The organism is Kitasatospora sp. NPDC058184, from assembly GCF_042883725.1.
GTDB lineage: Bacteria > Actinomycetota > Actinomycetes > Streptomycetales > Streptomycetaceae > Kitasatospora.
Genome location: NZ_JBHVVE010000032.1, coordinates 52,978 through 66,399 on the forward strand (window position 1 = coordinate 52,978; position 13,422 = coordinate 66,399).

12 protein-coding genes are annotated in these 13,422 nt (G+C 73.6%); 2 read left to right on the top strand and 10 right to left on the bottom strand.

Features of this window, described 5'->3' with window-relative positions; genetic code table 11:
- Nucleotides 1-250 precede the first annotated feature (250 nt).
- Nucleotides 251-2,119: an RICIN domain-containing protein gene (locus ACFVXH_RS37530; protein WP_387830627.1), complete on the top strand. Its 1,869-nt coding sequence runs from the start codon at nt 251-253 to the stop codon at nt 2,117-2,119.
- 324 nt (nt 2,120-2,443) lie between these two features.
- On the opposite strand, the gene ACFVXH_RS37535 is transcribed toward ACFVXH_RS37530, so the two are convergent.
- The 3 genes from ACFVXH_RS37535 to ACFVXH_RS37545 form a co-directional block, all read right to left on the bottom strand.
- Nucleotides 2,444-3,598, bottom strand: coding sequence for a pyridoxal phosphate-dependent aminotransferase (locus tag ACFVXH_RS37535; RefSeq protein WP_380741068.1), 1,155 nt, complete (start codon nt 3,596-3,598; stop codon nt 2,444-2,446).
- Between the two features lie 106 nt (nt 3,599-3,704).
- Nucleotides 3,705-4,481, bottom strand: coding sequence for an SDR family NAD(P)-dependent oxidoreductase (locus tag ACFVXH_RS37540; protein WP_049659034.1), 777 nt, complete (start codon nt 4,479-4,481; stop codon nt 3,705-3,707).
- A 40-nt stretch (nt 4,482-4,521) separates the two neighbouring features.
- Nucleotides 4,522-5,622, bottom strand: a complete 1,101-nt coding sequence (locus tag ACFVXH_RS37545) for an SIS domain-containing protein (protein ID WP_049659031.1) — start codon at nt 5,620-5,622, stop codon at nt 4,522-4,524.
- Nucleotides 5,623-5,964: 342 nt separating this feature from the next.
- Between ACFVXH_RS37545 and ACFVXH_RS37550 the strand changes: the two genes are divergently transcribed.
- Nucleotides 5,965-6,630 (top strand): LysE family translocator, encoded by a 666-nt coding sequence (locus ACFVXH_RS37550; RefSeq protein WP_063780371.1) that lies wholly within the window; start codon nt 5,965-5,967, stop codon nt 6,628-6,630.
- A gap of 73 nt (nt 6,631-6,703) precedes the next feature.
- Here the strand turns inward: ACFVXH_RS37550 and ACFVXH_RS37555 are convergent, their stop codons facing one another.
- The 7 genes from ACFVXH_RS37555 to ACFVXH_RS37585 form a co-directional block, all read right to left on the bottom strand.
- On the bottom strand, nt 6,704-7,270 hold the full coding sequence (locus ACFVXH_RS37555; RefSeq protein ID WP_387830630.1) for a hypothetical protein: 567 nt from the start codon (nt 7,268-7,270) through the stop codon (nt 6,704-6,706).
- Nucleotides 7,267-7,608 carry a metal-binding protein gene (locus ACFVXH_RS37560; protein WP_387830632.1) on the bottom strand — a complete coding sequence of 114 codons (342 nt, stop codon included), beginning with the start codon at nt 7,606-7,608 and terminating at the stop codon, nt 7,267-7,269. Before ACFVXH_RS37560 ends, ACFVXH_RS37555 begins: the two co-directional genes overlap by 4 nt.
- A 12-nt stretch (nt 7,609-7,620) precedes the next feature.
- Entirely contained in the window at nt 7,621-8,283 is a 663-nt protein-coding gene (locus ACFVXH_RS37565; protein WP_387830662.1) for a 2OG-Fe(II) oxygenase, read from the bottom strand.
- Nucleotides 8,284-8,410: 127 nt separating this feature from the next.
- Nucleotides 8,411-9,220 (bottom strand): 2OG-Fe(II) oxygenase, encoded by an 810-nt coding sequence (locus tag ACFVXH_RS37570; protein WP_387830634.1) that lies wholly within the window; start codon nt 9,218-9,220, stop codon nt 8,411-8,413.
- Between the two features lie 171 nt (nt 9,221-9,391).
- The gene (locus ACFVXH_RS37575; protein ID WP_387830636.1) at nt 9,392-10,150 is read right to left on the bottom strand and encodes a thioesterase II family protein; all 759 of its coding nucleotides are present in this window, start codon (nt 10,148-10,150) and stop codon (nt 9,392-9,394) included.
- A gap of 58 nt (nt 10,151-10,208) precedes the next feature.
- Entirely contained in the window at nt 10,209-11,444 is a 1,236-nt protein-coding gene (locus ACFVXH_RS37580) for a cytochrome P450 (RefSeq protein ID WP_387830638.1), read from the bottom strand.
- Nucleotides 11,441-13,357 (bottom strand): amino acid adenylation domain-containing protein, encoded by a 1,917-nt coding sequence (locus ACFVXH_RS37585; protein WP_387830640.1) that lies wholly within the window; start codon nt 13,355-13,357, stop codon nt 11,441-11,443. Before ACFVXH_RS37585 ends, ACFVXH_RS37580 begins: the two co-directional genes overlap by 4 nt.
- Nucleotides 13,358-13,422 lie beyond the last annotated feature (65 nt).

The window sequence follows — 13,422 nt, forward strand, 5'->3', positions numbered from 1 at the left end:
TCGAGTGCGGTGGTTGCCGAGGTCCGGGGCCGTCGGGTGACCGCCGCCGCGGGACGGCGCAGCCCCGGCTCCGGCACCGGAGGTCCCGGCCGGCGTGTCCCGTCGCAGGCAGGCTCCGACAAGTTGTCCGAAGACCCGGTGGAGTTCCCACAGTGCGGGCGTATTTGATTGTCCATCTACAAGACTCGGCCGCGGCCCAGGTGAACAGCGGACAACCCGGATTGACCACGGACACGGCAGGGGGCAGGGAATGGGGAGCGCCGGACGCCCACAGGGGCGGTTCAAGGGCGAGACCGAGCAGGCGAACGACCTGGCCGGGCTGGTGCGGGAGGTGACCTCCGGGCTCACCGTCCGCGAACTCGCGCGCCGGTACCCGGCCGGCAGGACCAGCTGGAGCGAGTACCGCTCCGCGGAGAAGGACATCCCGTGGCACCTGCTCCGGCAGCTGATCCACGACCGCGTGACGGACCCCCGGGCCCAGGCGGTGCTCCTGGCCCGGGCCGGTCAGCTGCACGAACGGGCCGGGCTGGCGGCCAGGGGGCTCCCGTCGCCCGCGGCAGGGCGGTCGGACGCGCGGCAGGCGCTGGATCTGGCCAGGCAGGCGCAACGGCAGGCCGAGGCCGGCGTGGCGGAGGCGGAGGAACTGATCCGCGTGCTGATCGCCATCGTGGCCGAGCTGCGGGGTGAACTGGGCTCCGCCGGAGCGGACGGGACGTCCCCCCTCGCGCCGCTGCCGCCCGGCGGGGGCGATGCGGGGCAGCGGCGGGCCCGGTTGCTGGAGGCGACGCGCTGCCTGGACGAGGTGCGCCGCATCCGGGAGAGCGCGTACGACGCTCGGCGGACCGCGGAGCAGGAGCAACGCGCCATGGGGCTCCTGGTCGACCAGGAGCAGTCGCCGGCCGGGGCCGACGGTGGCCGACAGCCGGGTGCGGAGCCCGCGGTGGCCGACGGGGTGCCGGCGCACCTGCCCGTGCTCCGGCGCCTGCACACGGACCTCCTCGCGGTACGCACGGCCCTGGCCGGCCGGTACCTGGAGGTGGCCCGGATGGCCCCGGCGACGACCGCCGCCGTGGTTGTCCGCGGTGAGCTGGTCCCGGTCACGGACAATCGCCCGACCGGCCTCTTCCCGCCGGGCCTGGCGTTCGACGACCTGCCGCCCGTCGATCCGCCCTACCCCACCGAGCCCGCCGGGGCACCGGGGCGTCGGACCGTCAGGACGGGCGCGGCCGTCGGCGCGGCGGCGGTCCTGGCCGGAGCCCTGGTGCTGGCGGGCGTGCTGGTGGGCGTACAGCTGCGCCCGGTGCCCGCCTCCTCCGGCGCGCTCCCCCTGGCGGCCGGTACCGACGCCGCGCCGACGCCCGGCACGAGCGCCGAACCGTCCGCGCCACCGGCGGGCAGCCCGTCGGCGCGGCCCCCCGGCGACGGACCGGCCACGGCGTCGACCGCGCCCCCACCGGACGGCGGGCCGGCTCCGGCGGCGGGGGTTCGGAGCGCAGCGGCACAGCCCGGTCCGACGGTTCCCGGCGAGCCGCCCCGTGCCCTGTCGGAAGCCACCGGCCCTCCGGCCTCGACCGGGGGCGACCGACCCGCGCCGCCCCCGGTGCCCACCGCCGCCGCGTCCGCCTCCGCGTCCATGTTCCCGGCACCGGGGCGCCTCGGCGGCACCCCGCTCGTCCCGCCGACGGGATCGGTGGCGATCAGGAACAACAACAGCCTGCAGTGCATCGCCACGCCCGGCGGGAGCCGGGAGGAGGGCGCGCAGGTCCAGCAGTATCCCTGCGGGGACTTCCCCGACCACTTCTGGCAGACCCAGCAGGCCTACACGGACGCCGACGGCGACACCTACTACCGGATCGTCAGCTACAACAGCGCCCTCTGTCTCTCCGTCCAGGACTCCAGCACCGAGGCCACCGCCCAGGTCGTCCAGTCGGCGTGCCGGAACCACCCCGGGCAGGCCTGGAAGATCGAGAACTGGCCGCACGGCATCCGCTTCGTCAACGGCAACAGCCGCCAGTGCCTCGCCGTCTCCCACGGCAGCAACGCCCCGCAGGCCCCGCTGATGCAGTACCCGTGCGGCGACTACCCGGACCACCACTGGGGCTACGGCTCACGCCGCTGAAGCTCGTTCCAGAGGCCGGGAACGGGGACTTCCCGGCACGAGCAGGGTGTCGCGGGCTGGCCCGGATGCCGTGGCGCGACGGGCGCACGCCATGCGCCGGCGTGGACGCAGACCGCCCACAGGGAGGGGGTCGCCGGATAGCGGTCGCGTACCGCCCGGACGCCGGAGTCCGCGGTGCTGCGGGCGGAGAGGTACGCCAATCCCGGCCAGGGGCGGGCCCGTTGGGCAGTGCTGATCGCGGCTGTCGGCCGGCCGCCGGCGAGGCGGCCGGCCGCCGGTGCCTCGCCGCGGCGGGGCGGCGGCCGGCCTGCTAGACCGCGGCGGTCAGGGCCACTTCACCTCGGAGAGGTGCTCCTCTACGCGGAGGATGTCGGCGTCGGTCAGGGCGAAGCACGCGCGGACGTAGGGATAAGGGGCCGGCCCGAGATGGAACGCGTCGGCCGGGATGGTGGCGATGCCGGCGGCACTCAGGATCGTCTCCGCGACCTCGCCGCTGTCGCCGCCCAGCGGAGTCCCGTCCACCAGGAGGTAGTAGGCGCCTTCCGGGTCGTTGGTCGCGAGGCCCGCGTCGCGGAACGCCGCGGCGATCCGGTCGCGCTTGCGGCGGTAGTCCTGGCGCGTCCGCGCGTAGAAGGAGTCCGGCAGGGTGAACGCCCGTGCGGCGATCTGCTGCAGCGGGGTGGGGGCGCACACCGAGAGCGCGTCGGCGGCGATGCGCAACGGCGCGATCAGCTCCGGGGGTCCGGCGGCGTAGCCGAGCCGCCATCCGGGGATGCTGTAGGTCTTGGAGAGGCCGGAAACCGTGATCGTGCGGTCGCGCAGCAGGTCGAACGACGCCGGCGAGCGGTGCGGTTCGTCCCCGTAGTAGAGGTGCTCGTAGATCTCGTCGGTGATCACCAGCAGGTCCCGGTCCGCTGCGAAGCGCGCCACCTCCTCGATCTCGTCCGGTGGCATCCGGTGGCCCGACGGATTGCCGGGTGTGCACAGCACGATCGCCCTGGTGCGGTCCGTCGTGGCCGCCTCCAGGGCCGCCCTGTCGATCCGGAACCCGGGGGCGTCCGTCCTGACCGGCTGGGGAACGACCCCGTGGATCTCCGCCACGGTGCGGTGGTAGCCGTAGAAGGGTTCGGGCAGGAGCAGGCCGTCTCCCGGGTCGAGGTGGGCCAGTACCGCCGCGTTGTACGCGCCGGTGGCGCCGATGGTGGCCACCACCCCGTGCTCCGGGTCGACGTGGACTCCGTTGTACTCCGCCAGCTTCCGCGCGACGGCCTGCCGGAGGACGGCGTCTCCGTGGGCGGGGCTGTAGGAGTGGTCGGCGGACGCGAAGTGTGCGGTCGCGTGGTCGAGCAGGTCGTCCGGGGGCGGCGTGCGGGACAGGCCCTGGCCGAGGTTGATGCCGCCGACGGCGACGCACCGCTCGGTCATGGCCCTGATGGTCGACTGCCGGAACCCGTCGAGCCTCCGCGCGTGCGGCTTCATCGGTGCCTCCTCCCGTGTTCGGGCCGGTCGTGGGATCGGTGGGTGTTCACCCGGTGGGTGTTCATGCGCTGACTGTTCATGCGGTGGGTGTTCATGCGGTGACTGTTCATGCGGCGGTCCATCCGCCGTCCGCCTCGATGACGGCTCCGTGGACGTAGCTGGACGCCTCCGAGGCCAGGTACAGCACGGTCCCGACGAGCTCCTCGGGCCTGCCCCAACGGCCGGCGGGTACCCGGGTGAGCAGGCCCGCACTGCGCTGCGCGTCCGTGCGCAGACCGGCGGTCAGGTCCGTCTCGAAGTAGCCGGCGGCGATCGCGTTCACGTGGACGCCCCGCCCGGCCCACTCCGCCGCACAGGACCGGGTGAGCTGTACCAGCGCGCCCTTGCTCGCCGCGTAGGCGACGACGTTGCGGCCACCGCTGTGGGCCAGGACCGATGCGATGTTGACGATCTTTCCGCTGCCCTGCCGGAGCATGGCCCTCCCGGCGGCGCGTGACACGAGGAACGCGCCGGTCAGGTTGGTGTCGATGACGCGCTGCCAGGTCTCGGCCGGGTAGTCCTCGGCCGGGAACCTGTCGATGATGCCGGCGTTGTTGACGACGATGTCGAGTCCGCCGTGTTCGCGCACCGCACGGGAGAGGACGTCCTCGACCTCTGCTTCCCGCGTCACGTCCAGCCCGACACCGACGGCGGATCCTCCGTCGACGGCCAGTTTGCCGGCGACCGCGTCTGCTGCTTCGCTGCTGCGCCCGGCGACGATCACTCTGGCACCGGCGCGGGCCAGGCCGGCCGCGATGGCCTGGCCCAGCCCGCGGGTGGCCCCAGTGATCAGGGCCACCTTGCCTGTGACGTCGAACAGGTGCAGCGGACTGGTGTCATCCATGTCCGCCACCACAGTCCTCTCCGTTCTCTCCGTCCGGGTGTTACGCCGTCAGCTCGGACTCGATGGTGGTGCTGTGGTACCAGGGGTTTCCGGCGGATTCGGAGATGAGGTCGCGCGACCGCGTCTCGTGGTGCCGGCCGAGGCGGAGTGCCGCGTGCTGCACCACGTTGAGGGCGGTGAAGTACTTCCGGAGGAAGTCCCCCTCCGAAAGGTGCACCCGGGAGAACCGGATGTTCCGGTTCTCCGGTCGGTCGTCGGTCAGCAGACGCTGCAGGTTCTCACCCTTGGCGAGGGTGTACTCGTCGTCGTCCGCGTCGGAGAACCAGACCGTGCTGTGCTTCCGCACCGGGTCGGAAAGCGTGGCCACCTCGCTGTGGCAGAATTCGTGGAAGTAGTTCCGGGCGGTCGGAACCATGGCCATCTCGTTGAAGTGCATCTTGGCCAGCTTGAGCAGGCTCTCGTGCCATTTCGGGGACGCGATCATGATGATGTTCGCGTCCTCGCTCGCGTCGGCGATCCGACGGGCGGCCTCGCGGCCGTTCTCCTCGAAATCCGCCTCGAGCAGGCCCGCCAATTCGCCCAGCCGGGCGTGGTGGTCGTCGCTCAGCACCCCGAATTCGTGGAACATGTCCATCAGGATGGCGAAGTACTGCGAGACGTGGAAGAGCGGGTACTCGCGGTCCGGTTCGCGCAGCCGCCAGTAGGCGATGGAGGCGCCGTCCGCCCGCCCGAGCTCGGCCAGTTTGCCGCCGGAGGTGAGCAGGAGCACCTGGTCCCGGACGGCGCGAAGCCGCTGGTAGGCGAGGACCGGCTCCTGCGAGTGCCCGCTGTACGAGCTGATGATGTACAGGGTCGCCTCGTCCTCGAGGACCGAGGGAGCGGCCAGGAAGCGGAAGTCGTAGTCGTTCACGACGTGCACTTCGAGGGGCAGGCCGATCTCCGTGAAGTAGCCGCGGACGATATCCGAGACGATGGCCGAGCAGCCCATTCCGGTGAAGACGATGCGCTTGAACCTCCCTTCGGAGAGACGCTTTCGAAGGTCCGGGGTGACGTCGTCGAGCGAGTACTCGTCGGGCTTCGTCAGGCCGGCCCGGTACTCCTTCTCGATGAATTCCTCGTAGCGGTCGAGTCGGGACTTCATGCGATCTCACTCCATCACGGTCGCGTGCGGGTCGAAGAAGTCGTGCGACTCCGGATGCCGAACTCCGGAGACCCGGGTTGCTTCGGGTGATTCGACTCTAACAAGCGCGGAAGGCCTCGTGGCATTCACATCGGTAAGTCTGCGAATCGACCAGGGACCGCATGGTCCGATTTCGCCGGTCTCACATGCTGAGAGGGTTTCTGACGGAATATGAGAACGGCGGCGGCAGTCGAACGGACAAGTCCCCTGAATGCAGACGACCGCCACGCTTCGGGACACGGAGGAACCGGCCGTTCTCACCAACTTGCCCAAAACCCTTCTCAACCGCGCCATGATTGGTGTATGACTGCGCAGCTACTGACGTTCGTACTCGCTTCTCTTCTGATCATCGTTGTTCCGGGCCCCGACCTGGTGCTCCTGCTGCGGAACGCGGCACGGGGCGGCCGCCGGGGCGCGGCCGCGACCGCGATGGGCATCATGCTCGGCAACGCGGTCCTCGCCGGCGCGGCCGTCGCGGGCCTGACCGCGCTGCTCACGGGCTCCGAAGTGCTCTACACCGCCGTGCGGATCGCCGGCGCCCTGTACCTCGCCTACCTGGGCATCCGGTCCCTGATCGACTTCATCCGCCTCGGCCGACGCGAGGACGGAGCTGACGACGCGACGGCCGCGCAGCCCGCCGGCCACGGCCGTGGCGGCGGTGGCGGGGCGCCGGACAGCGGGGCGGACTTCCGCCAGGGCCTGCTGAGCAATCTGCTCAACCCGAAGGTCGCCGCCTTCTACCTCTCCCTCTTCCCGCAGTTCCAGCTGCCCGGCATGTCCGAGCTCTCCCAGCACGTGCTCCTGGCCGGGCTGTTCTGGCTGCTGGCCCTGGCCTGGTACGTCGTGGTGGTCGCGGTCCTGGGCGCGATCCAGCGCGTCCTGCTGCGGCGCAAGGTGCAACGGGGGCTGTCGGGGGTGGCCGGGGTGGCGCTGCTCGGGCTCGGGGCGGCGGTGGGGGCCCGTCAGTAGCGCGTTCCCGACTCCGGCGAGGCGACGGGGGCAGCCCCGGCGGGGGCCGCTCCGGTCGCCTCGGGGGTAGTGGTCACGCGGCGGCGCCCGGGGTGGCGGGCGGGAAGGAGTCGGTCCAGCGGGAGGCGATGCGCCAGGTGCCGCCGTCCGCGCTCGCGCCGCGTACGCCGTCCAGGACGCCGGGCCCGGCGAGCGCGGCGGCGACCGGCTCGGCGAGGGACGCGAAGCCGAAGGTGCGGTCCGGGCGCCAGGGGGTGCTGTGGCGCAGGCGTCGGGCGAGTTGGGCCCAGCCGAGCGGGGCGGCGGCGATGACGAGGGCGTCGGGTTCGGGGGCGGTGAGGCGGTGGGCGGGCCGCAGCCAGGAGGCGGCCTGTTCGGGCCAGTCGACGACGGCCAGGACGGCGTGGCCGGCGGCCTGCCAGGCGTCGGCGAAGGCGGCGGCGGCCGCGCGGGAGGCGTCGTCGCGGCTGTGGCCGATCGCGACGCCGTGCGGGGGTGGGCGGCGGTGGTCGGCGAGCAGGCGCAGCAGGGCCGCGAGTTCGGGGGCGGTGTGGGGGGCGGGTGCGGGGAGGTCGCCATAGGCGGTCGGCCCGGGTGCGGGGAGGAGCGGGGAGCGGTCGGGTGCGGGGCGGGGGTTCACGGGGTGCGGTCCTTCCGGCGGGTCTTCCACTGCCGGTACCTCTCGGGCAGGCACACCGAGCAGGGCCGATAGGCGGCGGCGATCGCGGTGGCCTCGTCGGCGAAGAAGACGCGGTGGCGCACGTAGCCGCCGGCGGCGATGGTGCGCAGGGCGGAGGGGCAGTCGAGGCGGCCGTAGAGGCGGCCCCGGCGGTGGCCGCCGAGGGTGCCGGGCGTGGTGCTGGAGTAGGGGCGGTTGTCGGGTCCGGTCAGGGTGTAGCGGCGGGACGGGACCGGGGCGGTGCCGACGGTGGGCGCAGCGGTGTCGGCGGCGGGCCCGGGTGTGCCGGTGGCGGCCATGGCGGCGGGGCCTCAGGCGTCGTGGAAGACGAGGCCGAGGGTGTGGCGGCGGCCGCTGCGCACGGTGCTGACGCCGTGGCGGACGGGGCCGGCGCGGTGGCCGCGGGCCGAGGGGACGGGGCGGTCGCGGGTGGTGAAGATCAGGCCGTGCCCCTGGGGGACGACGGTCGCGGTGCCGCGGGACTGGGCGCGGGGGCGCTGTTCGACGAGGAGGAACTCGCCGCCGGTGTAGTCGGTGCCGTGGGCGTCGAGGCCGATGACCACCTGGAGGGGGAAGACGAGGTCGCCGAAGACGTCGCGGTGCAGGGCGTTCCAGTCGCCGGGGCCGTAGCGCAGCAGGATCTGGGAGCTCTTGTCCTGGCCGGCGGCGTGGCACATGGCGGTCCACTCGGCGAGGGTGTCGGGCCAGGGGGCGGGGCGGCGGAGCTTGTCGGCCCAGGTGCGGGCGACGGTGAGCAGGTGGGGGTAGAGGGCCTCGCGCAGGGCGGCGACGGCTTCGGGCAGGTCGTGGGTGAAGTAGCGGTACTGGCCGGAGCCGAAGCGGTGGCGGGCCATGTCGACGGTGGTGCGGAACAGTTCGGGCCGGTCGTAGAGCGCGGCGAGCTCCCGGCACTGGGCGGGGTCGAGCAGGCGGGGCGTCGGGGCGCAGCCGTGGGTGTCGAGTTCGGCGGTCAGGGCGGTCCAGTCGGCGGTGTCGAGGGCGCGGACGGCGGCCTGGACGGTGCCGGCGGCGGTGTCGGGGACGGTCTCGGGGGCGAGGGTGTTCACGGGGTGTCCTGGGGGTGAGCGGGCGGGCGCGCGGTCAGCGGGCGTTGTGGAAGATCACGCCGAGCGTGGTGCGGCGCCCGGACTCGACGGCGTTGGTGCCGTGGCGCATCGGGTGGCGCCGGTAGCCGCGGCTGCCCTGGACGGGGCGGTGCTGGACGGGGAAGACCAGGGCCTGGCCGAGCCGCGGCCGCACCACGATCGCGCGGGACTGCGAGCGGGGCCGCTGTTCGACGAAGACGTTCTCGCCGCCGGTGAAGTCCTCGCCGGGCCGTTCCAGCATGATCGTGGCCTGCAGCGGGAAGACGAGGTCGCCGTAGATGTCCTGGTGCAGGCAGGCGTGGTCGCCCGGACCGTAGCGCAGGACCAGCGGGGTGGGACGGTGCTGGCCCGCGGCGGCGCACTCGGCGTGCAGCTCGGCGAGGGTGAGGGGGAAGGTCCGCTCGCCCAGCCGCGCCGCCCACTGGTTGGCGATCCGCGCCAGCGGCGGGTACAGCCGCTCCCGCAGCGCGTCCAGGACCGGTACGGCGGCCGGGTCGGCGTAGTACCGGTAGGTGCCGCGGCCGAAGCCGTAGCGCTGCATCACCACGGTGGAGCGGAACAGGCCGTCGTCGTCGAAGGTGTCGGCGAGCTCCCGGCACTGGGCGGGCGACAGCAGGGGCCCGGTGAGCGCCACCCCGTCCCGGTCCAACTGCTCCCGCACGTCCTGCCAGTCGACCGGGGCGAGCGCGGGCAGGGCGGCCGGGCCCGGGGAGGCCGGGCCCGGCGCGGGTGCCGCGGTGGCCTGCGCGGCGGTGTCGGGTTCGGCGGCGGCAGCTTCGGCAACGGCGAAGAGGGCGTCGTTCACGGGGAGGTCCTTCGACGGGCGGGGACGAGCAGGCGTACGGGCCCGCGGAAAGGCGGGCCGTGGCCGGCGTACGGTCGGGCTGTCCCGATCGTCACCCGTGGAAGGGTCCGTGTGCTGGCGGCATTCGGACGTCGCGTCGGGCGCCGCGTCCGAGGTCGGACGGGTCCGCCGTCAGGACGTGCGGGAGCGGGTGGGCGCCAGGTCCGCGACCAGCAGCGCCAGCAGGTCCGCCGGCGCCTCGATGAAGCGGTAGTGGCCTCCTTCCAGGAGTTCGAAGGTGGTGTCGCCGCAGGCCGGCCAGCCGGTCATCAGGGACGGCTCGATGCCCGTGTCCTCGGTCCAGCCGATGGCGGTGACCGGGCACGGCAGCCGGACCGGCTCGGCCACGTGGTAGCGCTTGTTCATGTCGACGTCGTTGCGCAGCACGCCGAGGTAGAGCGCGAGCAGGCTCGGTTCCAGCGTGCCGCCCAACTCCGCGACGAGCCCGCGCAGTTCGTCGGCCAGCTCGTCGTCGTTCATGCCGAGGAAGCGGCCGTAGGGGCCGTCCTGCGGCGCGACCTCGGAGGAGACGAACAGCCGGGTCGGGGCGGGGCCGCCCCGCTGGACCACCCGTACGGCGGTCTCGTACGCCGCCAGCGCGGAGCCGCAGTGGCCGAACAGGGCGTAGGGCCGGTCCAGGTAGGGGCGCAGCGCCTCGCAGAGGTCGTCGGCCAGCGCCTGGTAGGTGGTGTGGGCGGGCTCGCGCATCCGGTTCTCCCGGCCGGGCAGCTGCACGGGACAGACCTCGACGCCGTCGACCGAGGACGGCCACTGGCGGTACATGCTGGCACCGCAGCCGGAGTAGGGCAGGCAGAACAGCCGCGCCGGCGCCACCGGCGACGGCTCGCGCAGGAACCACTTGTTGCGGGTACGGGCCGTCGGAGCGTCCACTGATGACCTTCCGTGTGGGGTTTCTTCTCTGGTTCGGCTGCGGTGAGAGTGCCGGGCCCTACCGGGTCCGCGCGCTGACCGGCAGGTGGGTGAAGCCCGCGATGACGTTCGAGCGCATCCGTCGCGGTGCCCCGGCGAGTTCGAAGTCGGTGAACCGGCCGAGCAGTTCGGCGAACAGGATCCGCAGGGCCACCCGTGCGACGGTGTGGCCGATGCAGTAGTGCGCGCCGACGCCGAAGGCGATGTGCTTGTTGGGCCGCCGTCGGATGTCGAAGGTGTACGGGTCGGCGAACACGGTCTCGTCGCGGTTGGCCGACGCCAGCCAGACGACGACCGCGTCCCCCGCGGGGATCGGCACGCCCCGGACCTCGACGTCGCGGGTGGTGTGGCGCATGAAGTGCTGGGTGGGCGAGGCCCAGCGCAGCGCCTCCTCCACGCCGCTGCCGAGCAGCTCCGGGTGGGCCGCCCAGTCGTCCAGGACCGGGGTTCCGGCCAGTTCGGCCATCGCCGCGATCGGCGGCTGGGCGGTGGTGACGGTCGCACCGAGCAGCAGGCTGTAGCAGTTGGACACGATCTCGCCCGGCGACAGCCGGCGTCCGTCCAGTTCCATCGTGAGCAGCACGCTGACCAGGTCGTCGCCCGGTGCGCGCCGGCGCTCGGTGACGAGGTCCTGGAAGTAGGCGAACAGTTCGCGGTGGGCGGTCACCAGGGTGGCCTGGGGCCCGTCGGCGAGCTGGAACTCGGGGTCGTCCGCGGCGATGCAGGCGTGGGCGAGCCGGACCAGCCGCGGCCAGTCCTGTTGCGGCAGCGTCATCATGGTGCCGATCACCGCCATCGGCAGGGTGGCCATGGCGGCGGCGAAGTCGTACGGGCCGCCGTCGGCCAGCGGCCGGAGCAGGTCGACGACGACCCGGCGGATGGCCTCCCGGTCGTTCTCCACCGTCTTGATCGACAGGGCCTGCTGGAGCGGGCCGCGCAGGTGGGCGTGCCGGGGCGGGTCGGTCGCGGCCATCTGGCGGCCGCCGGCGGGGTCGCCCTTGCCGAGGAGGTTGAGCAGGGTGCCCTGTTCGGAGGTGAACGTGGCGTGGTCGCGCAGGACCCGGTTGGCCTCGGCGTGGCCGACGATCGACCAGTAGCCGATGTCGCCGACCGGTTGCCAGCTCACCGGGGCTTCGCGGCGCAGCCGTCGCCAGGCCTCGTGCGCCCCGCCCGCGTGGTAGAGGTCGGGGTCGATCAGGTCGACCGGCTGCGGGGCGAGGACCGGGCAGCGCGCGGTCGGGGGGACCGTCGTCATCGGGGCCGCTCCTCCCCCGCCGCGTCGGCCGGGCCGCCTGGCGCATCGGCCCGGCCCTCCGGGCCCGCCGTCCCCAGCCGCTCGCTGAGGGCCGTCGCCAGCTCGGCGACGGTCGGCGACATGTAGAGGGTCTGCGCGGGGAGGTCCACGTCGAACTCGCGCTGGGTGGCGACCAGGAGGTCGGTGGCCAGCAGGGAGTGCCCGCCGAGGTCGAAGAAGTCGTCGTCGACGCCGACCGGTTCGATGCCGAGGACGTCGCCCCACAGGTCGGCCAGTCGGGTCTGCACCTCGGTGACGGGCGGGACGAACTCGTTGGGCACGTTGCGCGGGACCCGGGTGGCGGTGGGCAGGGCCCGGCGGTCGATCTTGCCGTTGCGGTTCACCGGCAGCTCGGGACGGACCAGGATCGCCCAGGGGATCAGGTAGTCCGGCAGGCTCTCCCGCAGGTCGTGGCGCAGCCGCCGCCCGAGGTCGGCGTTGCCCTCCGGGCCGGGTTCCGCGGGCACGACGTAGGCCAGCAGCCGGGTGCCACCCGCCGGGTCGGGCTGCGGCAGCACGACCGCGTGCCGCACCCCGGGGAGCCGTTCCAACTCGACCTCGACGGCGCGCGGTTCGGCGCGGTAGCCCTGGACCTTGACCTGGTCGTCCGCGCGTCCGACGAACTCCAGCGTGCCGTCCGGCAGCCAGCGCACGAGGTCGCCGGTCCGGTACATCCGGGCGCCGGGCTCGGTGCCGAACGGGTCGGGCAGGAACCGTTCGGCGGTCGCGGCCGGGCGGCCCAGGTAGCCGCGGGCCAGGCCCGCCCCGGCCACGTACAGCTCCCCGCACTCGCCGACGGGCACCGGCCTGAGCTCGTCGTCGAGCACGGCGACCCTGGTGCCGCTGATCGGGCGGCCGATCGGCACGCTCCGCAGCTCGGGGAGGGTGCTGCTGGTCCAGCAGGTCGTGTACGTGGTGTTCTCGGTCGGCCCGTAGCCGTTGGTGAAGAGCAGCTCCGGGTAGCGGGCCAGCAGGTGCTGGACGTGGCCCGGTGAGGCCACGTCGCCCCCGGTGAGGACGTGCCGGACGTCGGCGAACGCCTCCGGGTGGGAGCTCACCATCTGGTGGAGGAGCCCGGTGGTCAGCAGCAGGACCGTCACGCGCTCGGCGCGGACGATCCGCGCCACGTGCTCCAGGGTGATGGCGACCGGGGGGAAGAGGACCAGCCGGCAGCCGTTGACGAGCGGGGTCCAGATCTCGAAGGTGGAGGCGTCGAACGCGACCGGCGCGAGGTGGAAGAAGACGTCCTCGGCGCGGACGTCCACCCAGTCCGCACCCCGGACGAGCCGGTCGACCGCCCGGTGGGGCACGCCGACGCCCTTGGGCTCGCCGGTGGAGCCGGAGGTGTAGCTGACGTAGGCGAGCCGCTCCGGGTCGCCGGGGCGGGCCGGGGCCGCCGGCGCGGTGGCCGGCTCCTGCGCCGGGTCGCCCTCCGTCACCGTGACGACGGCGTGGGGCAGCCGCTCCCGCAGCTCGGGCCCCGCGGCCTCCTCGGTGATCACCATGGCCGCGCCGGCGTCTTCGAGCAGCAGCGCGTGGCGGGCGGCCGGGTCGTCCGGTTCGAGCCCGAGGTACGCCCCGCCCGCGATGAGGACGGCGAGCAGGGCCACGATCAGCTCCGGCGACCGCGGCACCAGCACGCCGACGACGCCCTCCGGCGCCAGTCCGGCCTCCCGCAGCCGCCCGGCGAGCCGGTTGGCGCGGTCGTCGAGCTGCCGGTAGGTCAGGGTCCGTCCGTCGCAGGTGACGGCGGGCGCGTGCGGGGCCCGCACGGCCTGTTCGGCGACCAGCTCGTGGATCGCCCGGGCGTCGAACGGTGGCCGTCCGCTGCCGACGAACGCCGGGATGTCGGAGGTGAGGACCGTCTGGGTCAACTGCTTCCCGCTTTCCTGTGCTGAAGTGTCCCCGTCGGGGGTGAACGCGCGACCGCGAGGGCGGT

Excerpts from the sequence above, each read along its gene's own strand:
- ACFVXH_RS37545 (WP_049659031.1), bottom strand. The coding sequence starts at position 5,622 with ATGAAGTCCCGACTCGACCGCTACGAGGAATTCATCGAGAAGGAGTAC.
- ACFVXH_RS37550 (WP_063780371.1), top strand. The coding sequence starts at position 5,965 with ATGACTGCGCAGCTACTGACGTTCGTACTCGCTTCTCTTCTGATCATC.
- ACFVXH_RS37580 (WP_387830638.1), bottom strand. The coding sequence starts at position 11,444 with ATGACGACGGTCCCCCCGACCGCGCGCTGCCCGGTCCTCGCCCCGCAG.
- ACFVXH_RS37540 (WP_049659034.1), bottom strand. The coding sequence starts at position 4,481 with ATGGATGACACCAGTCCGCTGCACCTGTTCGACGTCACAGGCAAGGTG.
- ACFVXH_RS37530 (WP_387830627.1), top strand. The coding sequence starts at position 251 with ATGGGGAGCGCCGGACGCCCACAGGGGCGGTTCAAGGGCGAGACCGAG.
- ACFVXH_RS37560 (WP_387830632.1), bottom strand. The coding sequence starts at position 7,608 with ATGGCCGCCACCGGCACACCCGGGCCCGCCGCCGACACCGCTGCGCCC.
- ACFVXH_RS37535 (WP_380741068.1), bottom strand. The coding sequence starts at position 3,598 with ATGAAGCCGCACGCGCGGAGGCTCGACGGGTTCCGGCAGTCGACCATC.